The sequence below is a fragment of the Vibrio sp. La 4.2.2 genome (assembly GCF_027586995.1).
Classification (GTDB): Bacteria; Pseudomonadota; Gammaproteobacteria; order Enterobacterales; family Vibrionaceae; genus Vibrio; species Vibrio mediterranei.
This window is the reverse complement of record NZ_JAPPTJ010000003.1, coordinates 152090-178934: the sequence shown is the minus strand read 5'-3', so window position 1 is coordinate 178934 and position 26845 is coordinate 152090. Positions and strand designations below refer to the sequence as shown.

Annotated in this window: 24 protein-coding genes; 13 read left to right on the top strand and 11 right to left on the bottom strand. The window is 45.8% G+C overall.

From position 1 onward, the window contains the following. Positions 1-4: 4 nt before the first annotated feature. From xdhB to OH456_RS07120, 3 genes are all read right to left on the bottom strand, one after another. The gene (xdhB, locus tag OH456_RS07130) at positions 5-2395 is read right to left on the bottom strand and encodes a xanthine dehydrogenase molybdopterin binding subunit (RefSeq protein ID WP_270033178.1); all 2391 of its coding nucleotides are present in this window, start codon (positions 2393-2395) and stop codon (positions 5-7) included. Beyond that, positions 2388-3833, bottom strand: coding sequence for a xanthine dehydrogenase small subunit (gene xdhA / locus OH456_RS07125; protein ID WP_270033177.1), 1446 nt, complete (start codon positions 3831-3833; stop codon positions 2388-2390). The genes xdhB and xdhA overlap by 8 nt, the downstream gene beginning before the upstream one ends. 322 nt (positions 3834-4155) lie before the next feature. Further along, a complete protein-coding gene (locus OH456_RS07120) occupies positions 4156-4893 on the bottom strand; it encodes a GntR family transcriptional regulator (protein ID WP_006070634.1) in 738 nt (245 codons plus the stop codon). A gap of 305 nt (positions 4894-5198) precedes the next feature. Here OH456_RS07120 and OH456_RS07115 point away from each other — a divergent pair, with 305 nt between their 5' ends. After that, positions 5199-5987 carry a TerC family protein gene (locus OH456_RS07115; protein ID WP_270033176.1) on the top strand — a complete coding sequence of 263 codons (789 nt, stop codon included), beginning with the start codon at positions 5199-5201 and terminating at the stop codon, positions 5985-5987. Positions 5988-6086: 99 nt separating this feature from the next. On the opposite strand, the gene OH456_RS07110 is transcribed toward OH456_RS07115, so the two are convergent. The 4 genes from OH456_RS07110 to OH456_RS07095 all read right to left on the bottom strand — a co-directional run bounded on the left by OH456_RS07110 (position 6087) and on the right by OH456_RS07095 (position 8977). Beyond that, positions 6087-6275, bottom strand: coding sequence for a hypothetical protein (locus OH456_RS07110; RefSeq protein ID WP_006070636.1), 189 nt, complete (start codon positions 6273-6275; stop codon positions 6087-6089). A 152-nt stretch (positions 6276-6427) separates the two neighbouring features. After that, on the bottom strand, positions 6428-7105 hold the full coding sequence (locus tag OH456_RS07105) for a 3-oxoacid CoA-transferase subunit B (protein WP_006070637.1): 678 nt from the start codon (positions 7103-7105) through the stop codon (positions 6428-6430). Beyond that, positions 7105-7758: a CoA transferase subunit A gene (locus OH456_RS07100; RefSeq protein ID WP_236111865.1), complete on the bottom strand. Its 654-nt coding sequence runs from the start codon at positions 7756-7758 to the stop codon at positions 7105-7107. The genes OH456_RS07105 and OH456_RS07100 overlap by 1 nt, the downstream gene beginning before the upstream one ends. A gap of 13 nt (positions 7759-7771) precedes the next feature. Next, positions 7772-8977: an acetyl-CoA C-acetyltransferase gene (locus OH456_RS07095; RefSeq protein WP_062460153.1), complete on the bottom strand. Its 1206-nt coding sequence runs from the start codon at positions 8975-8977 to the stop codon at positions 7772-7774. 194 nt (positions 8978-9171) lie between these two features. Between OH456_RS07095 and OH456_RS07090 the strand changes: the two genes are divergently transcribed. Continuing rightward, complete coding sequence (locus OH456_RS07090; RefSeq protein ID WP_270033175.1) at positions 9172-10059, top strand: sugar phosphate isomerase/epimerase family protein; 888 nt, start codon at positions 9172-9174, stop codon at positions 10057-10059. 2 nt (positions 10060-10061) lie between these two features. Then, positions 10062-10823, top strand: a complete 762-nt coding sequence (locus OH456_RS07085; protein WP_270033174.1) for a sulfite exporter TauE/SafE family protein — start codon at positions 10062-10064, stop codon at positions 10821-10823. Between the two features lies 1 nt (position 10824). Here the strand turns inward: OH456_RS07085 and OH456_RS07080 are convergent, their stop codons facing one another. Beyond that, a complete protein-coding gene (locus tag OH456_RS07080) occupies positions 10825-11727 on the bottom strand; it encodes a LysR family transcriptional regulator (protein WP_270033173.1) in 903 nt (300 codons plus the stop codon). A gap of 89 nt (positions 11728-11816) precedes the next feature. Beyond that, complete coding sequence (locus OH456_RS07075; protein ID WP_006070643.1) at positions 11817-13259, bottom strand: sugar porter family MFS transporter; 1443 nt, start codon at positions 13257-13259, stop codon at positions 11817-11819. A 550-nt stretch (positions 13260-13809) separates the two neighbouring features. On the opposite strand from OH456_RS07075, the gene iolE reads away from it, so the two are divergent. The 10 genes from iolE (at position 13810) to iolG (ending at position 24718) form a co-directional block, all read left to right on the top strand. Next, on the top strand, positions 13810-14703 hold the full coding sequence (gene iolE, locus OH456_RS07070) for a myo-inosose-2 dehydratase (protein WP_270033172.1): 894 nt from the start codon (positions 13810-13812) through the stop codon (positions 14701-14703). Between the two features lie 112 nt (positions 14704-14815). Next, positions 14816-16687 carry a 3D-(3,5/4)-trihydroxycyclohexane-1,2-dione acylhydrolase (decyclizing) gene (gene iolD / locus OH456_RS07065; protein ID WP_270033171.1) on the top strand — a complete coding sequence of 624 codons (1872 nt, stop codon included), beginning with the start codon at positions 14816-14818 and terminating at the stop codon, positions 16685-16687. 73 nt (positions 16688-16760) lie between these two features. Continuing rightward, positions 16761-17936 carry a Gfo/Idh/MocA family protein gene (locus OH456_RS07060; RefSeq protein WP_088877186.1) on the top strand — a complete coding sequence of 392 codons (1176 nt, stop codon included), beginning with the start codon at positions 16761-16763 and terminating at the stop codon, positions 17934-17936. 11 nt (positions 17937-17947) lie between these two features. Beyond that, positions 17948-18943, top strand: a complete 996-nt coding sequence (iolC, locus tag OH456_RS07055; protein WP_006070647.1) for a 5-dehydro-2-deoxygluconokinase — start codon at positions 17948-17950, stop codon at positions 18941-18943. Positions 18944-19109: 166 nt separating this feature from the next. Beyond that, on the top strand, positions 19110-19979 hold the full coding sequence (locus OH456_RS07050) for a 5-deoxy-glucuronate isomerase (protein ID WP_006070648.1): 870 nt from the start codon (positions 19110-19112) through the stop codon (positions 19977-19979). A gap of 10 nt (positions 19980-19989) precedes the next feature. Next, the gene (locus OH456_RS07045; protein WP_006070649.1) at positions 19990-20817 is read left to right on the top strand and encodes a class II fructose-bisphosphate aldolase; all 828 of its coding nucleotides are present in this window, start codon (positions 19990-19992) and stop codon (positions 20815-20817) included. Positions 20818-20893: 76 nt separating this feature from the next. Further along, the gene (locus OH456_RS07040) at positions 20894-21727 is read left to right on the top strand and encodes a MurR/RpiR family transcriptional regulator (RefSeq protein WP_006070650.1); all 834 of its coding nucleotides are present in this window, start codon (positions 20894-20896) and stop codon (positions 21725-21727) included. A 98-nt stretch (positions 21728-21825) separates the two neighbouring features. Further along, entirely contained in the window at positions 21826-22650 is an 825-nt protein-coding gene (locus OH456_RS07035; protein WP_270033170.1) for a sugar phosphate isomerase/epimerase family protein, read from the top strand. 140 nt (positions 22651-22790) lie between these two features. Then, on the top strand, positions 22791-23621 hold the full coding sequence (gene iolB / locus OH456_RS07030) for a 5-deoxy-glucuronate isomerase (RefSeq protein ID WP_270033169.1): 831 nt from the start codon (positions 22791-22793) through the stop codon (positions 23619-23621). A gap of 113 nt (positions 23622-23734) precedes the next feature. Beyond that, positions 23735-24718, top strand: coding sequence for an inositol 2-dehydrogenase (gene iolG, locus OH456_RS07025; RefSeq protein WP_252038993.1), 984 nt, complete (start codon positions 23735-23737; stop codon positions 24716-24718). A 46-nt stretch (positions 24719-24764) separates the two neighbouring features. Here the strand turns inward: iolG and OH456_RS07020 are convergent, their stop codons facing one another. Continuing rightward, a complete protein-coding gene (locus OH456_RS07020; protein ID WP_006070654.1) occupies positions 24765-25595 on the bottom strand; it encodes a MurR/RpiR family transcriptional regulator in 831 nt (276 codons plus the stop codon). Positions 25596-25812: 217 nt separating this feature from the next. Then, positions 25813-26832: an ABC transporter permease gene (locus OH456_RS07015; protein ID WP_006070655.1), complete on the bottom strand. Its 1020-nt coding sequence runs from the start codon at positions 26830-26832 to the stop codon at positions 25813-25815. Positions 26833-26845: the final 13 nt, after the last annotated feature.

Genomic DNA, 26845 nt, shown 5'->3' with positions numbered 1-26845 from the left:
CTTATTAGTTTGCTTCCGTTGTGGTAGTGGTTGTATTTTTCTGCCCTTGTGTGACGGCTTGTACCGCCATTAATACACGTTCAGGTGTTGCTGGTGTGTCGAGTTTAGGAATTGCACCGTCCACAGCGACATACGAGATCGCGTCTTTGAGCGCACTCCACACTGACATACCTAGCATAAATGGTGGTTCACCAACGGCTTTTGAATTAAACACCGTATCCTCTGGGTTGCTGCGGTTCTCCAGAAGGTGGGTTCTAAAGTCGATAGGCATATCCGCAATCGCTGGGATCTTGTAACTTGCAGGTCCGTTAGTCATTAGGCGGCCCTGTTCATTCCAAACCAGCTCTTCGGTTGTTAGCCAGCCCACACCCTGTACAAATCCGCCTTCAACCTGACCAATATCGATCGCAGGGTTTAGTGATGCACCAACATCGTGCAAAATGTCGACGCGCAGGATTTTGTACTCACCAGTCAGCGTATCAATAATTACTTCTGAGCACGATGCTCCGTAAGCGAAGTAGTAGAAAGGGCGACCGCGCGCTTTCTCATGGTCATAATAGATTTTTGGCGTGCGGTAAAAGCCGGTGCTTGACAATGAAATTTGGTTCATCCATGCCAGCTGAGCAAAGTCCGCAAACGTCATAATTTCTTCACGAATCTGTACCATACCATTCTTAAAAATCACTTCCTCTGGCGTGACTTTAAAGTGTGACGATGCAAATTCTATGAGGCGCTGTTTGATGGTTATTGCAGCGTTTTGCGCGGCTTTACCGTTGAGGTCGGCGCCCGATGAGGCCGCAGTGGGCGAGGTGTTCGGCACCTTGTCGGTGTTAGTTGCAGTGATTTGGATACGGTCAACATCTACTTGAAACTCCTCTGCTACGATTTGAGCCACCTTGATATTCAAGCCTTGGCCCATTTCAGTACCACCGTGATTCAAATGAATACTGCCATCGGTGTATATGTGAATTAGTGCTCCAGCTTGGTTTAGGAAAGTCGCGGTAAACGAGATCCCGAATTTCACTGGAGTAATGGATAAGCCTTTTTTCAAAATCGGGCTGTTGCGGTTGAACTCGGCAATTTCTTTACGTCGTGCGTGGTAATCACTGCTTTGTTCGAGTTGCTCAGTAATTTCCGGCAAGAAGTTATCTTCTACGGTTTGATAGTAGTGGGTAACATCACGACCTTCTTCACCGTAGTAGTTGGCTTTGCGCACTTCGAGGGGATCTTTTTTCAAGTAACGAGCGATCTCGTCCATGATGTGTTCGATAGTCATCATGCCTTGTGGACCACCAAACCCGCGGTATGCAGTATTCGATGCCGTGTTGGTTTTACAACGATGGCCTGTTACGGTTGCATCGCCTAAATAGTAGGCGTTGTCCGAGTGGAACATGGCGCGGTCGACAATAGAGCTCGATAGGTCAGGGGAGTAACCACAGTTACCTGCGACAATGATTTCAGCTCCCTCAATCACACCATCATCGTTAAAACCAATCTTGTATTGGTTGTAGAATGGGTGACGTTTACCCGTCATGGTCATATCTTCATTACGCAGCAAGCGCATTTTGGTTGGACGACCTGTTAGGTGTGCAATAACCGCTGCCATACAGGCAGGTCCAGCCGCTTGAGTCTCTTTACCACCAAAGCCACCACCCATGCGGCGCATGTCGATAACGACCTTGTGCATGGCAACGCCGAGCACTTCCGAGACAAGCTTTTGAACCTCAGTCGGGTTTTGGGTTGAGGTATAGACAATCATGCCACCATCTTCGGTTGGCATAACACTACTGACTTGGGTTTCTAGATAGAAGTGCTCTTGCCCGCCGATCTCAAGCTCGCCTTCAATGATGTGTTTGGCCTTTGCGAGTGCTTTTTGAGAGTCACCACGCTTTTGCTGGTGGCTTTCAGTAACAAAGTGCTCTTTGGCAAGGGCTTCTTTGACATTAAGGATAGCAGGTAGTGCTTCATATTCGACGATGGCGGCATGAGCGGCTTTACGGGCCGTTTCTAGGTCGTTTGCGGCTACTGCGATGACAGGCTGGCCGTAATACTCCACAACGCCATCGGCTAACAGAGGGTCACCAGGTAGAATCGCGCCGATATCTAATTGACCGGGCACATCTTTGGACGTAATTGCGATGGCAACGCCATCGAATTCATAACAAGGCGATACGTCCAATTTGGTGATTTTCGCGTGCGCTTGTGTGCTTAAAAGAGCATACACATGCAGCTGATTTGGAAACTCAAGACGATCGTCAATGTAGACCGCTTCACCGGTTACCTGTTTAGGTGCACTGTCGTGCTTAACGCTCTTACCCACGCCGGTTTTCAAATCTTGTTTGACAATGGCAACCATCTCTTCGTGAGTCAGTTGCTGATGATTCACGTTAGACATAAGACGTTACCCTCGTTTCGATCAGATTACTGGTGTTATTGGTTTCAATGTAATAGCGCTTAAGCATATTGGCAGCTGAAATAGTGCGGTACTCTTGGCTTGCTCGGAAATCGGAAAGCGGCTCGAAATCGTTTTTCACCGCTTCCATCGCGGTGGCAATGGTCTCTTCATTCCATGCTTGACCGATAAGCGCTTGTTCGCAAAGTGTGGCGCGCTTCGGTGTTGCTGCCATGCCGCCGAAAGCGACTCGTGCGTCTGTCACGACGTTATCTTCCACAGTAATGGCGAAAGCGCCGCATACTGCTGAAATGTCATCATCTAAACGTTTTGACAATTTATACGCTCGGAAGCTGTCGTTACTTGGTTTTGGAATGATGATCTTTTCGATGAATTCACTCTCTTGCTGCGCTGTCACTTTGTAGCTAATGAAATATTCTTCCACCGGAATCACACGCGTTTCATCACCACAACGAAGCTGAATGCTAGCATCAAGCGCTATCAGTAGCGGCGGGGTGTCACCGATAGGGGAAGCATTGGCAATGTTGCCGCCAATCGTGCCTTGGTTACGCACTTGCAGTGAGGCGAAGCGATGTAGAAGTTCTCCGAAATCAGGGTAGTGCTTAGTCAGCAGTTGATACGCATCGGAAATAGGCAGATTAGCACCAATTTCTAACGTTTGGTCCGTCTCTTCACACACTTTCATTTCTTCAACCAGATTCACACTGATTAACGTTTCGATTTCACGATGGAATTGAGTTACTTCAAGCGCTAAATCGGTGCCGCCAGCGACTAATTTGGCTTGGGGATGTGCTTTGTAAAGCTTGGCCAATTCGTCAGTAGTTTTTGGTGAAAAAGCAGTGAGATGACCAAGGCGTAAGCTTGCATCTTCATTTTGAATACTCTCAAGCTTCTGAATGGTTGCACGCTCTAATTCAGAGAATTGGTCAACAATACGTTCTTCTGAGCAAAGTGATAAAGCCGAGTCGACGATAGGACGATAACCCGTACAACGGCATAGGTTACCCGCAAGAGACTCCATAACATCGGGCTTGCTTGCGTTAGGTTTATTTTTGGTCAATGCAAACATCGACATGATAAAACCAGGTGTACAATAACCACATTGTGAGCCGTGAAACTCGACTATTGCCTCTTGTACCGGGTGGAGTGATTGACCTTTTTCTTGTAAGTCTTCCACCGTAATGAGCTGTTTTCCGTGTAGAGCAGAAATAAACGTTAGACACGAGTTGACGCTGCGGTACTTCAGCTGCCCGTCGACGAGCTCACCTAATACGACAGTACATGCCCCACAGTCACCAGAACCACAACCTTCCTTTGTTCCAGTTTTCTTTACATGAGTGCGTAGATAGTTCAGCACAGTCATGTTGGGGGAGACATTTACTTCCTGCTTGATTTCTTGATTGAGTAGAAAAGTAATCAAGAGACCTCCTTGTTCCGTGATAGTTCGTTTTTATAATTTTCTGACCTTTGGGTCAATAATTGGATAATTTGACCAAGAGGTCAACTAAAATTTTACAAAATAGCAACAAAACTAAGGCTCTTAATCGATTTTAGAATGAAGTAGGCATTGTATGTGTATGATTTTATTTAATAAAATGTGGAGTCAGACGTCGATTCTGTGTTACAAAAAATCAGTCATGATTATTTCGTTGTTTAATACGATAAGCTGCGGAAATTTCGAGGGAACAAGCAGGATCAAAAAAGCCAACCGTATTTGGTTGGCTTATAACGTGTTATTCAACTTAGCTCGCTTTATTCTTAAGCACGTCTGAGAACACCACATGAAGATCGTTGGAGGCGTTGTTTCCATCGAGATTCAATTTAGAACGAATGTGTTCTAAGTGTTCTTTCATAAGCTCAAGTGCGACTTCTTCATCGCCGTTCTCAATGGCATCAAGCAACATGGTGTGTTCATCTTGAGAACAGTTGGAGTGGTTGCCCGTTTCGTACATAGCAATGAGCAGTGACGACTGCGAGACAATACTGCGTTGGAATGCTAGCAAAGGTGCGTTGTCTGCCATTTCGGCGAGCTTGATATGAAACTCACCAGATAAACGCAGGCCACTGCCGTAATCGTCTTTGGCAAAGGCGGCGTTTTCCTCTTCGACTAATTTACGGCACTCAGCAATTTGCGCCTTGGTTGCGCTTACAACCGCGAGTTCAGTAATGGCGAGCTCAAGCACTTCTCTAGCTTTGAAAATCTGTTGTGCTTCTTCAACCGAAGGCGCGGAAACAATAGCGCCACGATTCGGTCGAATATCGACGACTTTTTCAAGCGATAATCGAAGCAGTGCACGACGAATAATGGTACGACTCACACCAAAAATTTCCGCTAAAGCTTCTTCATTTAGTTTGGTTGCGGGAGGAAGGCGTTGTTCTAATATGGCATCAAAAATATGACAATAAACGACGTCATCTTGCGTCTGACCAGCGACTTTGGTCTTTACGCTTTTACTTACAGAGTTTTTCAGGCTTCCCATCTGATTACAGCACTCTCATGATTTATGTCCCTAATAAAACAATAATACTTCAGTTTGTATACAAGTGGCTATACAAAGATGGAATTGTGACGAACTAAGCAATATTGGCGCGTATTCACTGTTTGGGGTTGCATGTATCAATTTATGAATCAACGACATGTTTGGTTACATTCTGGCATATTGCTCGTTAGAGGGTTTGGTGATTTACTTGCGATCCCTAAGTAACAGAGGTATTAACCCTAAATGGACGACCCCTATAGTCGACTTTACAATTCCATTGGTTCCATTTTCCTGGAGCCGCAATCATGTTAGAACTTTTCCTTCAGCCTGAAGCATGGGCTATTTTTGCTACACTATTTGCCTTAGAAATCGTACTCGGTGTTGATAACGTCGTGTTTATCTCCGTACTTTGTGAGCGCCTTCCACTATATCAACGTAAACTGGCTCGAAACCTGGGTATTGGCTTGGCCGTTATGGCGCGTATCGTGTTAGTTTTTTCGATCACTTGGGTCATGTCATTGACGCAACCGTTATTCGAAATCGCTAAATTCGCCTTCACCGGACGAGATGTCATTATGATCTTGGGTGGTGCGTTTTTGTTGGCCAAGAGTCTGAAAGAGCTTTGGAGCTGGCTGACTCACGATGAAAGTATGCATTCGACACGAGTAAGTGCAGGCTTGGCAGTGGTGTTATTGCAGATTGTCGCGGTGGATGCGGTCTTTTCTATGGACTCTGTCATTACGGCGGTTGGTTTAACAAGTGAAGTGCCAATCATGGTTGCTGCGATATTAGCGTCGGCGGTGGTCATGGTGTTGACGGCAGAGAAAATCAATAACCTTGTCACCCAGTACCCAGGCTTCAAAACCCTAGCGTTATTGTTCTTGGTGTTGTTAGGTGGCTTGTTGATGGCAGAAGGCTTCGCAATTCATATCAACAAAGGTTACGTATACTTTGCGATGGCGTTTGGTTTGATATTGGAACTTTGTCACATTCAATTAAAACGCACTCAAGCTAAAAGGTTGTCTGTGCAAGGTGGTCAAAATCCAATGACTATCAGAAAAATTCGTCCGTTTAGAGTGGGGACGATAGCCTAGTCAGGGTCCTGTATTTAAAGACTGGTATCAGTGTGCTAAGGCTATTCAAACCATCAAAAAGGAGAGCTTATGCTCTCCTTTTTTGTATTTGTCTATGAGTTAAATTCCAAAATCGTAGCCTTGGTAGATATCGGACAATGTTTTGGGTTTCTTGCTACGTTTGCTTGGAGTGGGATGATATTCGTGTTTAATCGCATCAGCGTGTGCTTGCGCAGACTTCATGAATTCAGGATCAGACATCGCTTGTTTGCGAAGCTCATTGATGCGTTCTAGTTTTTCTTGCAACATAACTACACCTCATGAATTGCTGTATGTACAACCAGTATAGACTTGTGCTGTATGAATATCCAGTATTTTGTGTTGAGGGTAAAAATAACGCCTAGGTGAGTGATTAAACTCAACTAGGCGTCTGGTTTATGTTCAGAGTTCTAAGACCAGAATTAGGTAGGGATGGGCATTGGTTTTAATGCAGGGGAAATACGAAGTTCAGCTTCTGTTGCTTGCTGAACGTCTTCAACAGAAAACTCTGGAGCTAATTCAGTGAGCAGCATCCCTTGTTCAGTCAGTTCTATGACGCCCATTTCCGTGACAATCAAATCCACTTGATTTACAGCCGTGAGTGGCAAAGTACAGTCGCGTAATAGCTTCGCTTTGCCTTTGACAGTGTGCTCCATCGCAACGATCACCTTCTTTGCTCCAACCACGAGATCCATCGCGCCACCCATGCCGGGCACCATTTTTCCTGGAATAATCCAGTTCGCGAGATTACCTTTTTCATCCACTTGCAATGCGCCCAACACGGTGGAATCGACATGGCCGCCGCGAATAATGGCGAACGAATCCGCGCTATTGAAATAGCAACTTCCTTCGATTGCGGTAATTGGTTGTGCGCCTGCGTTAACCAAGTCAGCGTCTATTTCATGTTCTTCAGCTAAATTATCAATACCAAGCAGTCCATTCTCTGCTTGAAGAAGGATTTCGACATCTTTGTCGACTTCGTTAGCCACTAGAGTAGGTAGACCAATGCCTAGATTGACGATATCTCCGTCACGCATTTCTTGAGCGACACGCCAGGCGATGCGACGGCGAATAGTATGTTTGTCTAGTTGAGTGCTCATTACGCGTCCTCCGTTAAGATATAGTCCACATATAGGCTAGGGGTGTGCACGGCTTCAGGTTGAATGTTGCCTATGTCTACCAGAGACTCCGCTTCAACAATTACTGTGTCAGCAGCGGTTGCCATCAAGGGGTTAAAATTTTGTGTGGTTTTGCTGTAAAACACATTGCCACGACGGTCGACGATGGAGCCGCGAATAAGTGCGATGTCTGCCCTCAAAGGGGTTTCTAGCAAGTAGTCTTTTCCTTGAACATTAATAACTTGTTTGCCTTCGGCGACAATAGTGCCCAGGCCAGTAGGCGTCAAAACACCACCGAGTCCGGCTCCTCCGCTGCGAATTCGTTCGGCAAGAGTGCCTTGAGGGACGAGTTCGACATCCAAGATTCCCTCGTTCATTTGTGTCCCGGTTTCTGGGTTAAGGCCGATGTGTGATGCATAAAGCTTTTTGACTCGCTTTTCAGCAATCAGTCGACTCGTACCTCTACCGGGTGATGCCGTATCGGTAGTAATGAGTGTGATGTCTTTGATGTCGAATTCGATTAGTAGGTCGATAAGTTTTTCTGGCGCACCGGTTGCCATAAAACCGCCTACCATGATGGTCATGCCGTCATGAAGAATGTCTTTGAGTTGTTGAGGTGATGCTGCTTTTTTCATGGTCGTTTCCTCTTTAACAACGTTTGATAATGACGGCTGTGCCCATGCCGCCACCGATACACAATGAAGCCAAACCCAAATCACTCTGAGTTCGATGCAATTGATAGACAAGAGTGGTAAGAATCCGGTTACCTGACGCCCCGATAGGGTGGCCGAGTGCGATCGCTCCACCACTTAAATTGGTTCGCTCTAATAGCCATGGCACATCAATGTTGTGTTGTTCCGCTAATGAATGAGCAACGCCAAGAGCTTGGGCCGCGAAGGCTTCGTTAAGCTCGAACACATCAATATCAGTTATCGACAAATTGGCTTTATTTAGTGCGTTGGCAATCGCGGGAACTGGACCAAGTCCCATAACCTCGGGCGCGATAGCCCCTTGTCCGTATTCAATAAGCTCTGCAAGTGGTATTAAACCATGACGTTGTACTGCGGATTCAGAGGCCAATAGAATGGCTGAACCACCGTCATTGATGCCAGATGCATTACCTGCGGTAACCGTCCCTTCGGCGGTGAATGCAGGTCTGAGTTTTTGTAGAGCTTCGTAGGTGCAATCGGGTTTTGGGTATTCGTCACTTTTTACTTCAGTTTGACGCCGGCGGCTTATAATAGTGAGTGGGGCAACTTCGTTGGTGAAATCACCGCTTTCTAAGGCGTGGACAGCTTTCTTTTGACTCGCCAGTGCAAAAGCATCTTGCTCTTCACGTGTTAGTTCAAATTTCTTGGCGATGTTTTCTGCCGTGATACCCATATGGTATTGGTGGAACGCATCAGTCAGCCCATCCTTAATGATGCTGTCTTCAAGGTTTTGATGGCCCATTTTATATCCGCGTCGGATTTGACCGTTGGCGATAAAGGGCGCGTTGGACATACTTTCCATTCCACAAGCCATGACGATGTCGGCATCGCCTGCTCGAATGTGGCTTGCGCCATCCATTACGACTTTCATTCCACTGCCACAGATCATGTTAAGGGTGTAGGCAGGAACGGAATCTGGGATCCCCGCTTTAATAGCCGCTTGGCGGGCAGGACCCATACCAGAACCTCCGGTTAACACATTGCCTACGATCACTTCATCGATCAGGTCTGGCGCAATATCAGCCTGCTCGATTGTGGCTTGAATAGCGTGTGCACCAAGCTCAACTGCGGATAGTGAGCTAAGTGAACCATTGAAGCTCCCTATAGGGGTACGTTTTGCTGCGACAATAAAAATTCGTTCCATCTCTGTCTCCCAATACCTTAAATGATGCGTCTGTTTGAGCGCTTTGTTTCAGTCTAAAAGGGAGCAGCGACTATGTGTTATAGACAAGAATTCAAAGCGGCTTTGCATAAATGCAAATACCAAATTGGTGGTTGATCACGTCTTTTCATTATTAACACTTTTATCTTGGTATCAGGATAATTGGAGAAAACGTTATGCATAATCGAATAGCTTGCGCCCCTTGCTGTTGGGGTATCGAAGAGCCAGACAATGGGCTAAACCCAAGTTGGGGTAAAGTGCTAATGGAGGCAAGTGACTGCGGATATCGTGGTATTGAACTGGGGCCAGACGGCTACTTTCCAGAGGAGTCGATGCTGACCAAAAGTGCGTGCCGAACGCGAGGACTAGAAATATGTGCTGGTAAGCTGCAACAACCCTTTAGTGACAGCGAAAAAATGCCAGCAATTCTCAAACAAACTGAGAAAACGTGCGCTCGTTTAAAGGCGCTAGGAGTGGGTACGCTACTGCTTATAGAAGGTAATCATCCTGAGCGCTTTGGCAGTCTCGGTCAAAGTGCAACAGCACCTCGATTAACCTCAGAACAGAAACATCACCTCATCAACAACATGAGACAAATCATTAGTCTAGCTCAGGAGCATGGATTGCGTTGTTTACTGCATCCCGGTGTTGGTGGGTATATTGGGTTTAAAGATGAGATAGAGTTTGTATTGCATCAATTTTCCGATTCCGAACTTGGATTATGTCTCGATATTGGTCATACGTTTTTAGATGGAATGGACCCTTTGAGCCTGATCAGACAGTATGCGAATAGAATTGAGCATGTTCATTTGAAAGATGTATCTATCGACAAGTTACGTGTAGCAATTAGAGACAAACAGCCGTGGTTTGATGCCTATTCTGACGGGCTTGTTACTCCACTTGGAGACGGCGATATCAAACTCAATCAAGTCATAGCGAGTTTAAAATCAATTGACTATCAAGGGTGGTTAGTTGTGGAACACGAGCACAACGTTAAACAGTCGCAACAGGTAAAAGTTGACCTTCAGCGCAGCCGCAACTACCTCGCTTCATTAGGAGTCTAACCATGCCGATAGTCAGCGATCCTTGGTTTTACATAATGGCAATACCTGCTGTGTTGATTTATGGCATAGGTAAAGGTGGGCTAGGAGGGGCATTGGGGATCATCGCGGTTCCGTTAATGGCACTCATTATCTCTCCTACTCAGGCAGCGGCAATTTTACTGCCCATTCTTATTGTTATGGACGCGTTCGCCGTTCGTCACCATTACAAGAACGCTGATTATCGGATTTTAAAGCAAATGCTTCCTGGGTCGATTCTAGGTGTGGTGCTCGCGGGGTTATTCTTAAGTGTGACACCTGAAACTGGCCTAAAACTCACCATAGGTTTGCTGTCTTTGGCTTTTTGTTTTCAGCACTGGTTTGGTGGTAAACAGTCGTCATCGACTCCAGGGAAATTGAGCGCGTGGTTTTGGAGTGCATTGGGCGGGTTTTCCAGTACGGCTATCCATGCAGGTGGTGGCCCAGCAAGTATTTACTTGCTGCCACTGCGCTTAGAGAAAGTCACACTTATCGCAACTATGGCGCTGCTGTTTGCCATTATCAATGTGGTAAAAGTAGTCCCATATGTGGCGCTGGGGGAGTTTGATGAAACCAATTTATTCACCGCATTGTTACTTATTCCGTTCGCTCCGGTGGGAGTGAAACTTGGTGTAATGCTACTTCATAAAGTTAGTCAGGAGCGAATCTATCAGCTTTGCTACGCGTTCTTATTTTTATCTGGTGCGAAGCTATGTTACGACGCGATACAAAGCTTCGTAATGGTATAAGTCAGCTATGCCGTTCTTCTTTGCTGGCAAGCAAAAAATCCTTAAATTTTGTCGCCGTGGGAGAGGCGGTCTGCGGCGAATGATAATACAGATTTAAACTCCAAATACTGGTTTGATAGTCGGGCAGTAGTGCGATTAGCTTACCATTATCAATGTAACTTCTCGCGACAAACTCAGGCAGGTACGCAATACCAATTCCATTCAAAGCCCCTCTTAGCAACAAATCACTATCATTAACCTCAACGGTTTTCGGTACCTTTAAAATGATATTTTCCGCTTGCTGACGAAAGATCCAATCGTTACTTCCGGTGAGCGTGGTGGCGATCAAACAAGGGTGTTGAGCCAAGTCACTAGGGTGAGAAGGTAGGTTGTGCGATTCAAGATATTGTGGAGAGGCGACGACAATAAACGGACATTGCATCAATTCTCGCTTCACCAGCAGTAAATCTTTTTCGCGATAACCTTGGAAGCTGGCATTGGCGCTGATCATTAAGTCAGAGGTACTTGCATGGTCTAACGCCCAAGGCGTGACGTTGATATTAAATGTCACGTCTGGGTGAGCCTTGGAGTATTGGGCAATCATATCCATCAAATAATGATTGGCATAGACAGGCGTGCAGACGATGTCGACATGGCCTTTTTCTTGTGTCTGGTAATCTTCTAGCTTTCTGCTGATGCGTTCTGCGCTATCGACTAGGGGGGAGAATTCTTCGAATAGAGTTTGACCGGCCTGAGTGGCTTCCAAAAGTCGATTTGAACGACGACACAAAGTGGTTCCAAAGTGGTTTTCAAGTTCCTGTAACCAGCGGCTGCCAGCCGAAACTGAAATATTGAATCGTCGTGCCGCAGAAGAAATGGAGCCAGAGCGAATCACGTAAACAAAAAACGCCATTTTATCGAGCATAAACGCCTCATTGTGTTGGCCAGGTTAAAAACAAAAAAGGAACAGACCTTAAGTTAGCCTGTTCCCGTTTTGTTGTGGAGTCTTATTGATTAAGCACGTGCTTCAGATGTGGACTGTGGCACTTTTTTGCCCAATTTTTTCGCCATGGCTTCTTCCATTTTTTCCAGACTGACGCCTTTGGTTTCAGGTACATACTTAACAACAACGTACATACAGATGATAGAAAGAATCGCAAATAACCAGAACGCAAATGCACCATTAAAGTTCTCTTTTAGATAGGCATTTTCGTTGAGCATAGGGAAGGATTGAGTGACGATAAAGCCAGTAAACCATTGAGCACCGACGGCGATCGCCATCGCTCTAGAGCGGATGCTGTTCGGGAAAATTTCAGAAATCATGGTCCAACATGCGCAGCCCCATGAAGTGGCATAGGAAACAACGTATAGACATAGCGCGAACAAGGCGGCATAACCTTCCGTTTGTTGATACAAAACATAGCCCACAACAAACATACCAAGTGCACAGCCGAAGGTACCGTATTTCATTAGCGGTAGACGTCCGACTTTGTCGATAAGATACATGCCAAGCGCATTACCTAGAATGAATACCACGCCAACGAAGGTAGTTTGGAATAGAGCGTTTTCTGTAGAGCCCGTAATCGGTTTCAGGATCTCAGGGGTGTAATACATGATGACGTTGATACCCGTTAACTGTTGCGCCGCAGCAACAAAGGTACCGATGACAAGAATAGCGAATAAGAGAGGAGAGCGTAAACTCACTTTGTTCTTAGCAGTGCTTAAACTGTCTTTAAGGGAGTCTTGGATTTCCAGAATAAGTTGTTCTGCATGTTTTGGGTTAGAGATTTTAGACAGAGTGGTTTTCGCTTCATCGATTCTTCCTTTGAGTACCAACCAACGAGGGGACTCTGGAATAATAAACAGTAACACTGCAAACAGTGCCGCCGGAATCACTTCGGAGCCCAGCATCCAACGCCAGCCTAGATCCACTAACCAAGCTTCTGACATACCTTTAGCGATAAGATAATTGACGTAGAAAACACCTGTTTGACCAATAACGGCAGACTGTTGGAACATACTGACGGCGCGCCCTCGAAAGTCTTTAGGAGCGACTTCAGACATATACATTGGGGAAACAACACATGCCAGACCGACGGCAACACCACCGACAATTCTTAAGATGACATAGAAGCTAAATGTGGCGGCTAAAGCTGAACCAATGGCCGAAATCATAAAGAGCACGGCTGCGATGAATAGGGTGTTGCGACGGCCATACTTAAGAGCAGCCCAACCGGCACTGACTGCGCCGATAATACTGCCTAGTACGACACTGGATACGGCCCAGCCAGTTTGTGCTGGGGTTAAACCAAAGTGTTCTCTAATAGGGCCAATGGCGCCTGAAATTACCGCGGTATCATATCCTAGTAGTATCCCGCCTAGTGCTGCAATACAGCAGATTCGAACAATATAGGCAATATTGTGTTTTCGTGCTTCTGCCTTGGATGTTGCTTCCATTTTATTTTCCTTATTGAGATTCCCCAAAGCTGTCCCTTTACCATCGAACCAGTTCCAGTTGGGTAACGCCCAATACTTCGGTTTGTAGGGTACGAGTATTGGCATTCTATAAGTCCAGCAGATGTTATAGTTGTGTAATTTGAAAATTATTTTTCATTTTGCTGGTGTTTTAATCATATTGACTCTTTTCTGTTTCGACTACCGTTAAACTGTCATTTTGTCCAAAAATGTTATCTTCATCAAACTATGAAAAATCTTTTTCAAATCCTACAAATGTTATAAGTGTCTGAAAAATATATGTTTAATAAAAGTGAGATCTAGATCAAAAACAGTGGTAAGCCGCGTGCTATATAGGTTTTTTCCAATTTCATCTTGTTTTGAAAATCTCACTGGATGGTATGAAAAATATTTTTCATTGGTGTTTTTTTTGGCTAAAGTAGTCCTCAGTGAAACAACAGGAGATGTTCAAAGTTTGCTAATGCGATGAATTGATCAACATGAGCGCTTTGAATCACTTGGAAAATCTTTAAAACATTGTCGGAGAATAAAAATGAGCAACGTGCAATATGGAATTAGCCCACTGACTTGGACCAACGATGATATGCCAGAGCTTGGTGGCGAGATCCCTTTGGAAACGTGTTTAAGTGAAATGGCTGAAGCTGGATTCACAGGCACAGAGCTAGGCACCAAGTATCCACGTGAGCCAGAAGTATTAGTACCACTACTTAAAGAACATGGCCTTGTACTCGCGTCAGGTTGGTATAGCGGCAACCTAATGACGATGACGGCTGATGAAGAGATTGCAGCGATGCAAGACCACATCAAGCTTCTTAAGGCAGCAGGCTGTAAAGCAATGGTATATGGTGAAGTGAGCAACACTGTCCATGGCGACATCAACACACCACTTTCACAGCGCGTCATCTTATCAATGGGTGAGTGGAAAATGTACTGCGAGAAGTTGACCAAAGTCGCTGACTATCTGCTAAACGAACACGATATTAAGCTCTCTTTCCACCATCATGTTGGCACTATCTGTGAAACAGAAGATGACATCAACCTTATGATGGAATTCACGGGTGAGTCTGTATTCCTAACATTGGACACTGGCCACATCACATACGGTGGCGGTAACCCAGTGACTATGATTGAGCGTTGGGGTCATCGCATCGGTCACATGCATTTCAAAGACCTTCGTCTTGATGTCATGAAAGCGGCTCGCGAAGCTGATAAATCCTTCTTAAATGCTGTTCTTGACGGTGTATTCACTGTCCCTGGTACGGGCGATGTGGACTATGACGACGTGTTTGCTGCGCTTAAAGCTCGTAACTATCAAGGTTGGTTATTGGTTGAAGCTGAACAAGACCCAGCAAAAGCTCACCCACTAACTTACGCAAAAACTGCTTACGAGAACATCACAGGTTACGCGAAGAAATACGGCTTGTAATTGAGCTCTGGATGATGGGGAGCCACGCTCCCCATCACAAAGCTACGGGGTTAGGGATGCAAAACGTAGCTTACTCATGGAATGGACAAAGTTGAGACTACCGAGGAATAGAATGAAAACTGTACGCCTAACTGTCGCAGAAGCGCTTGCACAATACTTAGCTGCTCAAATGATCGAAATAGATGGAAAAAAAGAGCAACTTTTCGGCACCGCTTTTGCCATATTCGGTCACGGCAACGTGACGTGCTTTGGACAGCAACTTAAGAACATTGAAGACAAAATTCCGACTTGGCGTGGTCAAAATGAACAGTCGATGGCGACGGCGGCGATTGCTTATGCAAAAGCAAACCAGCGCAGACGTATTGGTATCGCGACAAGTTCAATTGGTCCGGGTGCAACCAATATGGTGACCGCAGCGGGTATTGCTCACACTAACCGACTTCCTGTGCTATTGATTTCAGGGGACGCATACGTAAGCCGTTTACCTGACCCAGTATTACAACAGCCGGAGAATTTCTACGACCCATCTATTACTTGTAACGATGCTTTCAAACCACTAACTCGTTACTGGGATCGTATTATCTCGCCTTCACAGCTGATGCACTCATTGCCTCAAGCGATTGACACCATGCTTGATCCAGAGACCTGTGGACCTGCATTTATCGGCCTTCCTCAAGATATTCAAGGCGTTGCTTACGATTTCCCTGAAGTGTTCTTCGAAGAAAAAGTTCACCGTATTCGTCGACCAGAGCCAGAAATTGCTGACCTTGAGGATGCAAAAGCAGTACTGATGAAAGCGGAAAAACCACTGATCGTATCTGGTGGTGGAGTGCATTACTCACTTGCAACTGATGAGCTCGCGGCATTCGCAAAACAGCACAATATTCCGGTTGTAGAGACTATCGCGGGTCGTGCCACGATGTTGCAAGACAACCCGCTCAATGCAGGGCCTATTGGTGTGACAGGCGCTGATTCGGCCAACTACATGGCGGCGCATGCGGATGTAGTCGTCGCAATTGGTACTCGTTTGCAAGACTTTACTACAGGTTCGTGGAGTGTATTCAAGAACCCAGACATGAAACTTATCACTATTAACGTTGGCCGTTTTGATGCGATAAAACACCGCGCGCTGCCAGTCAAATGTGATGCCAAACGTGGCTTGGTTGAGTTATCGAAGTTACTTGGTGATTGGCAGGGTGATAATGCCTGGGCTCAAACTGCGAAAGAGCAGGCCGATGAGTGGAAAGCGGTCGTTCATCGTCGTACCAACCCTCAAGAGGGCGACCTGTTACCTGGACTGTCTTCATACGCAGAAGTGATTGGTAAGCTGAACAAATCCATGCAGCCGGGTGATACCGTGCTGACAGCCGCAGGTGGCCTGCCTGCTGAACTAGCGATGAACTGGCAAAACTACCAAATCGGCAAGTTTGATATCGAGTTTGGATTCTCATGCATGGGCTATGAAATTGCCGGCGGTTGGGGCGCTAAAGTGGCGAACCCAGAAAACGATGTGGTTGTGCTTGTCGGTGACGGCTCATACCTGATTCAAAACTCAGACATTTACTCATCTGTCCTTACTGGTCACAAGATGATAGTCGTAGTGTGCGATAACGGTGGCTTTGCTGTTATCAACAAGCTTCAGAACAACACGGGTAACGACTCTTTTAACAACCTACTTGAAGACTGTCGTCGTCCTGATGGTGAAGTGGCTCGTGTCGACTTCGCTAAACACGCTGAAGCTCAAGGGGCGATCAGTGAGAAGCTGACGTCGGTAGATGAGTTCGATGCAGCATTCCAACGCGCTAAAGAAGCCGATCGTACTTACGTTATCGTGGTTGATATTGACCCAGTATCGCCAGCAGCATGGTCTAAGTGCGATTGCTGGTGGGAAGTCGGTCTACCAGAAGTAACACGCAACGACCACGTCGCAGAGAAAGTGGTGAGTTGGGAAGAAGGCCGCGCTACACAGCGCCGCGGTGTCTAGTTCAGATTTCTATTTAATTTTCTAACACTTAATCTCGGCTCCTAGACACTAGGAGCCACACAAGGAGTCAAGCATGTTTAATGAAGAGCGTCATTTTGAACAGCCAATTCGTTGGGCAATGGTAGGTGGTGGTCGTGGTAGCCAAATTGGTTACTCTCACCGCAATGCAGCACAGCGTGATGGATTGTTTAAGTTGGTTGCGGGTGCGTTTGACCTAGATGCTGATCGTTGCCGCGATTTTGGCGTCAATCTTGGCCTAGACCCAGAGCGTTGTTACTCAAGCTATAAAGAGTTGTTTGCTCAAGAAGCACAGCGTGAAGATGGCATTCAAGCTGTCTCTATTGCTACGCCAAACTCTACTCACTACGAAATCTGTAAAGCGGCACTAGAAGCCAAGCTTCATGTGGTGTGCGAAAAGCCAATCACCTTTACGACGGAAGAAGCGGAAGAGCTAAAAACTATCGCGGCGCAAAACAATCGTGTTATCGGTGTGATGTATGGTTATACAGGTTTCCCTATGGTCCAACAGGCGCGTGAAATGGTGCAACGTGGTGACCTTGGTGAGGTTCGTGTCATCAATATGCAGTTCGCTCACGGCTTCCATAATGAAGAATACGAGAAAAATGACCCAGGTTTGAAATGGCGTGTGAGCCCTGAAGTATCAGGTCCAACTTATGTGTTAGGTGACATTGGTACCCATGCGTTTTATCTCAACGAGGTAATGACCGGACTAGAAGTTGATAGCTTGGCATGTATGCGCCAAAGCTTTATCGAATCTCGTGCGCCACTTGAAGATAACGCACATGTGATGATCAAGTTCAAAGGCGGCGCAGTTGGTACGCTTTGGGCATCGGCTGTGAACTCTGGTTCGATGCATCAACAGAAGATCCGTATTGTCGGCTCTAAAGCATCGATCGAATGGTGGGATGAGTATCCAAACCAACTTCGTTACGAAGTACAAGGTGAAGCACCTCGCGTACTAGAGCGTGGCATGGGTTACTTGTATCAAGACGCAGAAGGTGTTGCCTCTAACCGTGTTGGTGGTGGTCATGCTGAAGGTTACTTTGAGTCTTGGGCTAACCTATATCACCGCTTCGCCATGGCATTTGATGCAGCTGACCGCGATGACCAAGAAGCCCTAGCGGGTATTTGGTTCCCTGGTATTGATGCGGGCATCGAAGGGGTTCGTTTGTGTGAGAAGTGCGTTGAGTCTGCGGACCAAGGCGCGGCTTGGGTTAGCTACAAATAATAGGAACGACGATGACAAAAATTGCATTTCAACATGACAGACCGTTGGATGCCATCGTTTTAGGACGCGCGGGTGTGGATCTATACGCCCGCGAATCAAAAACCGATATGGCGGATTTGTCGGGCTTCAACAAGTTTGTTGGTGGTTCAGCGGCCAATATTGCGGTCGCTGTGAGCAAACTAGGTGGCAAAGTGGGTTTCATTGGTTGTGTTGCTGATGATGCGTTTGGTGGCTATGTAAAAGGTTACATGTCAGGACAGGGGATCAACCTAGACGGCATGATGACTGACAACTCTGGCTCTCGTACTTCGGTCGCTTTCACTGAGATGAAACCAAGTGACTGTACGGTCCTTATCTATCGAAATAACGCTTCTGATCTGACGATAAAGCCAGAGCAAATCGACCCTGAATATATAGCAAGTTCAAAGGTTTTGGTGGTGACAGGCACGGCACTTTCTGAGAGCCCAAGTCGTGAAGCTACGTTGATCGCGATGCAACATGCGCGTCGCAGTAACACTTTAGTTGTCTTGGATGTGGACTACCGTCCTTATTCATGGCGCACCGATACTGATGCTTCTATCTATTACGGGATTGCCTCTAGCCTGTCCGATATCGTGATCGGTAATCGTGAAGAGTTCGACATGATGGAAACGGTGATTGCACCGGGCAATAAGGATGACGATGCCACAGCAGAACGCTTTATGCGCGACAACACCCAGATTGTGGTGATTAAGGCTGGTGAGTTTGGTTCGAAAGTGTATTGCCGTGATGGCTCTAAGTTCCAGCAAGGCATCTTCCGAGTTGAAGTGAATAAGCCATTTGGCTCTGGTGACTCCTTTGCAGGTGGTTTGATTTGGACCTTAGTGAATGGTGGCACACTGCAAGAAGGCGTGAGAAATGGCTCCGCTGCGGCTGCGATTAATGTCAGTGGGGATAGCTGTACCGAAGCTATGCCAACGAAAGAGCAGCTTTTTGATTTTATTGAGACAAGAAACCAAGGTGTTTAGTGGCATCGACTGATGTGATTGAAGACAGTATTTAGTCTCCCGGGCCGGTATTTCGACCTCAGATACTCGCGAAAATACACACCATCGTGGCCCGGTTTTTTTATTAATGAACAAGTTTAGGGAATTGAAACTGCGCTCAAAGAAAAGAGCAGTGAGGAGAAAGAATATGGGTAAACACATACCACCCTACGATAATAAAAATGAACCCATTGTAGGTATTAATGATGAAGTCACACCTTTGTGTTATTTCAACCAAGTTTGTTTGACTCAAGGCGGCACATTCAACCATGAGGTTGAAGGGTATGAGTCTGTTATCGTGTTAGCTGGTGGCACTTGTAGTGTTTCAGTGACTAATGGGCAAGACACCCAAGTGTTCGACAACATTGGTAAACGTGCGTCAGTGTGGGACGGCAATCCAGAAGCGGTTTATGTACCACTTGGTTACACAGCGCAAATAGAGTGTGTCAGCGAGAATGCCGACATCATGATTGCTGGCGGTAAGTTTGAAGCGTCACTAGAACCGTTCTGCGTTCGTGAAGAGAATGTCGATATCGTTCAATACGGCTCAGACGACACCAAAACGCACCGTAAAATCAAACATGTTCTTGGTCAATCAAATGCTGACAAACGCGGTCGTTTGTTAGTCAGCGAATTGTTTACGGTTGGCGCTGGTGGTTGGTCAGGTTTCCCTCCACATAAGCATGATGAAGATCGTGTGAAAGAAGATGGCAGTCGAGAAACACTGTACGAAGAAGTGTATCAGTTCCGTTTTAACCCTGATTTCGGTTTTGGTGCTCAGTTCTTGTATGAACATGAAGATGACCATGGTCCGGTTTATCACGTTAAAACAGGCTCAGTAATCGCTATCGACAAAGGTTACCACCCAAGTGTGGCGGCGCCGGGCTATGAGATGTATTACTTCACCATTATTGTTGGGAAGACTGACAAGTCTCTGATTCAACATTTTGACCCTCACCATGAATATCAAGTGAATACCATTCCAGGTATCAAAGATATGATTGCGAAGTTCAAATAGGAGACAATGCATGTTAGTGAATCTTAATGATCTATTACCTGATGCGGCGGCTTCTGATTATTCAGTACCTTGCTTTAATATTTTCGGTTTCGAAGACGCAAGAGCAGTGGTAGAAGCGGCGGAAGAAGTTGGTAAGCCTGTCATTCTGGCTTGTAATAAAGACGTTGTCGATTTCTACGGTGTGGAAACCGCTGCGGCGATGTTCCTCAACCTCGCTCACAAGAGCAGCGTACCGGTCTGCCTACATTTGGACCATACTTATGAAGAAGACATTGTCTATCGTGCGCTTAAAGCGGGTTTCAGCTCGGTTATGTTTGATGGCTCTCAACTGACTCTGGATGAAAACATCGCTCGCACAAAAAAAGTGGTCGAAGTGGCTCACGCACTGGGTGCTTCTGTAGAAGGTGAGATTGGCTCAGTACCTTACGAAGAGGGACGCGACCATATCAAATCTATCTATACTGAGCCTGAGGATGCTGCTAGATTTGCCCAAGAAAGTGGCGTTGACTGTGTAGCAATCTCGGTAGGCAATATTCATCGTTTGACCGAGCCAACTTGTACTATCGACTTTGGGCGTTTAGATCGTATTGCCAATGAGGTCACGGTACCTTTAGTCATTCACGGAACGAGCGGTATTCGCGATGAAGACATGCTTAAGTTGAAACAGAGTCGCGTATCAAAATTCAATATTGGTACCTGCTTGCGTCAAGCTCTTGGTCATAACTTGCGCGGTTATATGAATGATGAACCGCAGAAATTTGATCGAATCTACTTTATGCAGAAAGCAATGCCGTATGTTAAGCAAGAAGCGATTCGCAACTTTGAATTATTATCATAAAATAGAGTCCCCAACCTAATTTGGGAAGGGGACCGGTTGACTATTTATTGCGTTCGAATAGGAGAGCGTTATCACTATGGATGTAGAAGTAAAAGTACCCGCTGATTTAGATTCGTTACGCGAGCTTATCGTGAAACGCTATGACGGCCTGAGCAGTAGGCTGCAGCAGGTAGCCGACTTTGTCATGGAACAGCCAATGCTGGTCGCCGTAGAAACCATGGCAACCATCGCGCAACAAGCCAATGTACCGTTGTCGACACTAAGTCGATTCTCCAATGCGATGGGCTTTGATGGCTTCACGTCTATGCAAATATTGTTTAGAGATCAGTATTTGAATCGTCCTAGAGACTACAAAGAACGTGTTCGTAAAGCACGTGAGATGGAAGATGTACCACACGATTCTCCACAAGCCATCTTTCAAGATTTTGGTGATGCCAATATTGAGGCGCTTGAACAACTTCAAGTTATGGTGTCGCCACAGAAATTGGAACGTGCTGTGGCCATGCTTGAAGGGGCTGAAACCATCTACATTCAAGGGATGCGCCGAGCTTACCCTGTAGCGTTCTACCTCTGGTATGCGTTAATGAAATCGGATAACAACGTTGTGCTCTTAGATGATCATGGTGGTATGTTGTCGCCCATGACGCGTCGTATGAACGAAAATGATGTGCTGTTCACGGTGACATTCAACCCTTACGCGCAAGAAACCAGTGACCTAATTGACGAAGCATACAAAAAGAACGTACCTATTATCGCCATTACCGACAATCAGATGACACCTCAAGGCAGTAAGATGGAAGTGTGTTTTGAAGTGCAAGAAGGCGAGGTAATGGGGTTCCGCTCGTTGAGTAGTTCAATGTACCTAGCTCAGACATTAGCGGTTAGCTTAATGTGCCGCGAAGTAAATTAATCACAATTAATGAACATCCAGACTTTTAAAGAGTAAGCCTTGTAAAGCAAATGCATCAAGGCTTAGCTTCTTGTTGCCAAAATTCAAGGAGATCCACTATGCGTTATGCTTTACATGGAATGTGTTCACTCCACAGCAATGTTATTTCTGACATTCGTTTAGCTCATGATACTGGGTATCAAGGGTTAGAAATCCACACTGAAAAACTCTGGCGCTACATTAAAGCCGGCCTATCCGCAGAGCAATTTAAACAGCGTTTAGATCATTTCAACATAGAGCCTACAGCGATTGATATTATTGGCGCCATCGAAGTGACGGATAAAGCGTCGAAAGCTCAATTGTTCCAAGATGCGGAAGTGTTATGTCAGTTCGCTCAGCAAATAGGTGCACCTACCATTCAACTTAATGCCTTTGAAGCATTGAACGGACTCACTTTAGAGCAAAACATTGAGCTGACAGCTCAAAATATACGTTCGATTGCGGATATAGGTAAAGATTATGGCATTCGCTTTCAATATGAGGGTGCAGCATGGACTCCCATTGCTTCGCTCGACGATTACTATCGTTTGTTAGATGCTGTAGGGCGCGACAACTTTGGCTTTGTTCTCGATACCTGGCATTTTTGGGCATGCCGAGGCGCAAGTCTCGAGCAAATCGCCAACATTGATCCCTCCCTTATCTACAACGTCCATATTTCAGATGGTACTCGCCCTGAAGAAGGAGCAGTTTGGCCAGATGAAAGAGAGTTACGTGGTCACTTTATTGGGCAAGGCGATATTCCTTTGTCTGAGTGGGTTGATGCCATCCAGTCTACGGGTTACCAAGGCTTCTATTCGGGCGAATATCTAAATGATCAAATGTGGGAGCAAGATTATTACGATGTCGCTACTAAGATGCTTAAAGGTATGAAAGCTCTGTTCTAAGCAAATGATATGTCCACTTAACGGTTAAATATTCTCCGTATTAAGTGGACTTTGCTGTCTATGTCACGAAATAAATATTTCATATAAATATAATTGAATTAAATGTTTCACAAAGCCTCACTGGCAACGGAGCGCTCCCTATGTCTTATCTGCTTTCTAAGTACTCTCAATCATCTGTTGATTCCCGTGTTCAATCGATTACGCCTGAGAGTGCAAATTGGCAATACGTTGGCTTTTCAGTTTATGAGATCGCAAAAGGGGAGGTGTTAATGCTTGATCAAACGGCTACCGAGAAGTGTTTAGTCTTGGTGTCGGGAAGAGCAACTGTGACGGTTAATAATCAGGTGTTTAGTAATATTGGTGAACGTATGTCGCCATTTGAAAAAGATGAAAACCAACAGCGTATTAGGCCACACTCAGTGTATGTCGCACCCCTGCAGAGTGTTCAGATTCTGGCTGAAACGGATTTGGAACTGGCGGTTTGCGAAGCGCCCAGTGAAGGTACTTTTCCGACTCGTCATATCACCCCTCAAGATGTTGATGCTGAGCACCGAGGTAAGCGACAGAACCAAAGGTACGTACACAATATTCTCCCAGATAACAAACTCGCGGACAGCCTGCTCGTCGTCGAGGTCTTTACTGAAGAGGGCTGTACGAGCTCTTATCCTAGCCATAAACACGACCAAGATATCGACGGCCAAGAAACCTATTTAGAAGAAACTTATTATCATCGCTTAGACCCGTCTCAAGGATTTTGTATGCAGCGCGTGTACACCGATGATAGGGAAATAGATGAGTGCATGGCGGTGTATGACAAAGATGTGGTCATGGTGCCAAAAGGTTACCACCCTGTAGCTACTATGGCCGGTTATGACAACTATTACCTGAATGTAATGGCCGGACCTAAGCGCAAATGGCTGTTCAGTTGGGAGGGTCCTCATGCATGGATTAATTCTGAGGACTACATGTAATCGCGATGAGTGTCATATGGCTACCTACCGAAACCATGCCGCTCATGAGCAACTTATTCTGGTTTGACTCACCATCGAGTTGGACAAACGACAAGCAAAGGAAGGAGTGCAGAATGTATAATATCGCGCTGTTTGGAGCAGGGCGCATTGGGCAAGTTCATGCTGTGAACATTGCCAATCACCCTGAAACTAACTTGTATTCGGTGATTGACCCTTATGATGTCAATGCCAATCTTTTATGCGACCAATATGGTGCTAAACGTCAATCTATTGAAGAAGCAATGGCCGACTCAAGTGTTGATGCGGTATGTATTTGCTCCGCTACCGATACTCACGCTGATTTGATTGAACTGGGCGCGAAAGCAGGTAAAACGATCTTCTGCGAAAAGCCGATCGATCTCGACTCAAGCCGAGTTCGCGATTGCTTGGGTGTTGTTGAACAATATAAGGTGCCTTTACTTGTCGGTTTTAATCGCCGTTTTGACCCTCACTTTGCTAATCTGAAACAACGCGTGGTTGAAGGTGAAGTAGGTGAGCCAGCGACACTAACGATTACCTCTCGCGACCCAGAGCCGCCACCTGCGGAATACAGTAAAGTATCTGGTGGCATGTTCCGTGATATGACTATCCATGATCTTGATATGGCGAGATTCATTTTGGGTGAAGACCCGGTCTCGGTCACTGCTCATGGCAGTTGTAAAATAGACCCTGAGATCGGAAAGGCAGGTGACATTGATACCGGAGTGATTGTATTGAACTTTGCGTCTGGTGCAATCGCTACGATTCAGAATAGTCGTAAGTCTGGTTACGGCTACGATCAGCGTATTGAACTGCACGGCGAGAAAGGCATGCTTCAAGCGGAAAACGTCCGTGAGAACCTGATAAGTATGACTTCTGCTCAAGGAGTAGAATGCGCGAAACCACTACACTTCTTCTTAGAGAGATATAAAGAGGCGTACATTGCGGAGTGGCAACACTTCGTAGACATTCTTAATGGTGGTAAGCCTAATTGTTCCGGTATCGATGGCGAGTTTGCACTGCGTTTAGCAGACGCCGCAATTGAGTCAATGAATAGCAAGCGAACGGTCTTTATCTAGTTCTTGACGATGTCATAAAAACAGCGCCCAATTTAGGGCGCTGTTTTTATTCGTGTTCATTATTAATCGCCATGGCAACGGCAATACTCTGAACCAAACATAGCGAAGCGGATTGAGAGCGAAAGGCGTCCACTTTGGCTTCTTTGATGACGAAACTGACATCGCTAAAAGCAGCGAGGGGGCTTACCTGACTATCTGTTATCACTATCTGCTTCGCGCCTGCTTTGGAAGCCACTTCACTTAGGGCGACGGTTTCATTGGCATAAGGACTAAAGCTGATGGCAACAATGGCATCGTTTGGACCAATCATGCTCAGTTGTTCTTCATACATTCCTCCGAGGCCATCAATCAGAAATGCACGTTTGTTTAAATGACGTAGTGCATAAGTGAAGTAGGAAGCCACGCTAAAAGAGCGGCGTAAGCCAATTAGATAGATGTTTTCACAGCTCTGTAGAATATCGATAGCACTATTAAGATCGTGCTCTGAGGTTTGGTTTGCTAGGAAATTCATGGCTTGTGAGTTGGCGTTGGCAAACTCTTGAAGTATCTGTTTTGGGCTTTCAGGTGCTAATGGTTCAGTGTGTAGCTGCTTGTGGATTCTTGCTCGATCGGTATAGCTTGAGGTCTCTTCAACGATTTTGTTACGAAATAACTGTTTCATCTCATTGAAGCCACTAAAACCAAAGGCGCTGGCAAATCGAATTAAGGTGGAAGGTGGAACTTCGGCTTTCTGCGCAATGATAGCAACAGTTTCCAGTGCGATATCATTTGGGTTATCAAGCACATATTTTGCTACTTGTTGAAGTCGTTTACTTAAGCCGGAATATTCTAAACGTATTTGTTCTTGTAGTTCACTTAATGTAGCAGCCGCTATCATAGAGTTCTCCGAAAGCCAAAATCAAAGGATAGACGTACAAAATACCTCATTTTATAGTGGTTTGAAATATTTGTTTCATTGAGTGTGTAACGAGGAAGAAAAACGCGCCTTGTAAAAAGGCGCGATGAGCCAAACCGAGAGCGACTATACCGAGGCATCCAAGGTATCCTAGATAAGAGCCGCCTCGTACCCTACTCAAAGTTATTCTGTAGTTGCACTATTTACTCTTCTTATGGCGCTTCATATCAAACATAACGGCAAAGATAATGACTAAGCCTTTTACTACTTGCTGCCAGTAGGCCGAAACGTTGAGAAGGTCGAGACCATTTTGAAGTACACCCATAATCATGGTACCGATAATAGTTCCTTGTATCGTACCAATGCCCCCAGCGTGCGATACGCCGCCGACAGTCGCTGCTGCGATTGCATCTAGCTCGTACATGATCCCCAGGCCCGGTTGACCAGAGTTGATTCGAGCCGCCAAAATCAGCGCAGATATACCCGCTAACAAACCCGCGTAGGTATAAACCAAGATCTTATAGCGCTTTACATTGATGCCAGAGACGTACGCGGCGGTTTCGTTACCACCGATGGCATAAGCGTATTTACCAAATCGGGTGTAGTTCAGTAGTACATATGACACGAAAGCCATCACAGCGAAAATGATAACAGGAACAGGAATACCCACGATGCTGCCTTGGCCAATCCATTGATAAGAATCAATGAGGCTACTTACAGGGCGGCCATCTGAGTAAAGCAGGGCAGCGCCACGGGCAACGATCATCATACCTAGAGTCGCAATGAATGGAGGAATACCAGTGTAAGCAATGAGTGCTCCATTGATATAACCGCATAATGCGCCAACAGCTAATGCCGCTAGAATAGGAACGATGATAGGTAGTTCTGGCATCGCAGGGTACATACGCATTGACCAGTCGATGGTTTGCGCCATACTGGCTGAGACTACGGCCGCTACCGCAAGTACTGAACCAGAAGATAAGTCAATGCCTCGGGTAATGATGATGATAGTAACGCCAAGCGCAAGAAGACCAATACTTGCCATTTGAGTCATTACATTCAATAAGTTAGCGACCGATAGGAAAACGGGCGATAGGATGGACATTACAACACACATGAAGACAAATACTACGTATATCGCATATTTAGATACCATGCGCTTGAAATTAGTTTGAGCTTGACCTTCAGGTGAGGTCGCTTTAATCAGTTTAGCAATCATAACTGCATTCCTT

What these genes read in the sequence shown, in the direction of transcription:
- iolD (WP_270033171.1), top strand. Translation starts at nt 14,816, where the DNA reads ATGAAAACTGTACGCCTAACTGTCGCAGAAGCGCTTGCACAATACTTA.
- iolE (WP_270033172.1), top strand. Translation starts at nt 13,810, where the DNA reads ATGAGCAACGTGCAATATGGAATTAGCCCACTGACTTGGACCAACGAT.
- iolC (WP_006070647.1), top strand. Translation starts at nt 17,948, where the DNA reads ATGACAAAAATTGCATTTCAACATGACAGACCGTTGGATGCCATCGTT.
- OH456_RS07040 (WP_006070650.1), top strand. Translation starts at nt 20,894, where the DNA reads ATGGATGTAGAAGTAAAAGTACCCGCTGATTTAGATTCGTTACGCGAG.
- iolB (WP_270033169.1), top strand. Translation starts at nt 22,791, where the DNA reads ATGTCTTATCTGCTTTCTAAGTACTCTCAATCATCTGTTGATTCCCGT.
- OH456_RS07045 (WP_006070649.1), top strand. Translation starts at nt 19,990, where the DNA reads ATGTTAGTGAATCTTAATGATCTATTACCTGATGCGGCGGCTTCTGAT.
- OH456_RS07100 (WP_236111865.1), bottom strand. Translation starts at nt 7,758, where the DNA reads ATGAAAAAAGCAGCATCACCTCAACAACTCAAAGACATTCTTCATGAC.
- OH456_RS07035 (WP_270033170.1), top strand. Translation starts at nt 21,826, where the DNA reads ATGCGTTATGCTTTACATGGAATGTGTTCACTCCACAGCAATGTTATT.
- OH456_RS07090 (WP_270033175.1), top strand. Translation starts at nt 9,172, where the DNA reads ATGCATAATCGAATAGCTTGCGCCCCTTGCTGTTGGGGTATCGAAGAG.
- OH456_RS07015 (WP_006070655.1), bottom strand. Translation starts at nt 26,832, where the DNA reads ATGATTGCTAAACTGATTAAAGCGACCTCACCTGAAGGTCAAGCTCAA.
- OH456_RS07120 (WP_006070634.1), bottom strand. Translation starts at nt 4,893, where the DNA reads ATGGGAAGCCTGAAAAACTCTGTAAGTAAAAGCGTAAAGACCAAAGTC.
- OH456_RS07020 (WP_006070654.1), bottom strand. Translation starts at nt 25,595, where the DNA reads ATGATAGCGGCTGCTACATTAAGTGAACTACAAGAACAAATACGTTTA.
- OH456_RS07110 (WP_006070636.1), bottom strand. Translation starts at nt 6,275, where the DNA reads ATGTTGCAAGAAAAACTAGAACGCATCAATGAGCTTCGCAAACAAGCG.
- iolG (WP_252038993.1), top strand. Translation starts at nt 23,735, where the DNA reads ATGTATAATATCGCGCTGTTTGGAGCAGGGCGCATTGGGCAAGTTCAT.
- OH456_RS07115 (WP_270033176.1), top strand. Translation starts at nt 5,199, where the DNA reads ATGTTAGAACTTTTCCTTCAGCCTGAAGCATGGGCTATTTTTGCTACA.
- OH456_RS07060 (WP_088877186.1), top strand. Translation starts at nt 16,761, where the DNA reads ATGTTTAATGAAGAGCGTCATTTTGAACAGCCAATTCGTTGGGCAATG.
- OH456_RS07075 (WP_006070643.1), bottom strand. Translation starts at nt 13,259, where the DNA reads ATGGAAGCAACATCCAAGGCAGAAGCACGAAAACACAATATTGCCTAT.
- OH456_RS07050 (WP_006070648.1), top strand. Translation starts at nt 19,110, where the DNA reads ATGGGTAAACACATACCACCCTACGATAATAAAAATGAACCCATTGTA.
- OH456_RS07105 (WP_006070637.1), bottom strand. Translation starts at nt 7,105, where the DNA reads ATGAGCACTCAACTAGACAAACATACTATTCGCCGTCGCATCGCCTGG.
- OH456_RS07080 (WP_270033173.1), bottom strand. Translation starts at nt 11,727, where the DNA reads ATGCTCGATAAAATGGCGTTTTTTGTTTACGTGATTCGCTCTGGCTCC.
- OH456_RS07085 (WP_270033174.1), top strand. Translation starts at nt 10,062, where the DNA reads ATGCCGATAGTCAGCGATCCTTGGTTTTACATAATGGCAATACCTGCT.
- OH456_RS07095 (WP_062460153.1), bottom strand. Translation starts at nt 8,977, where the DNA reads ATGGAACGAATTTTTATTGTCGCAGCAAAACGTACCCCTATAGGGAGC.
- xdhB (WP_270033178.1), bottom strand. Translation starts at nt 2,395, where the DNA reads ATGTCTAACGTGAATCATCAGCAACTGACTCACGAAGAGATGGTTGCC.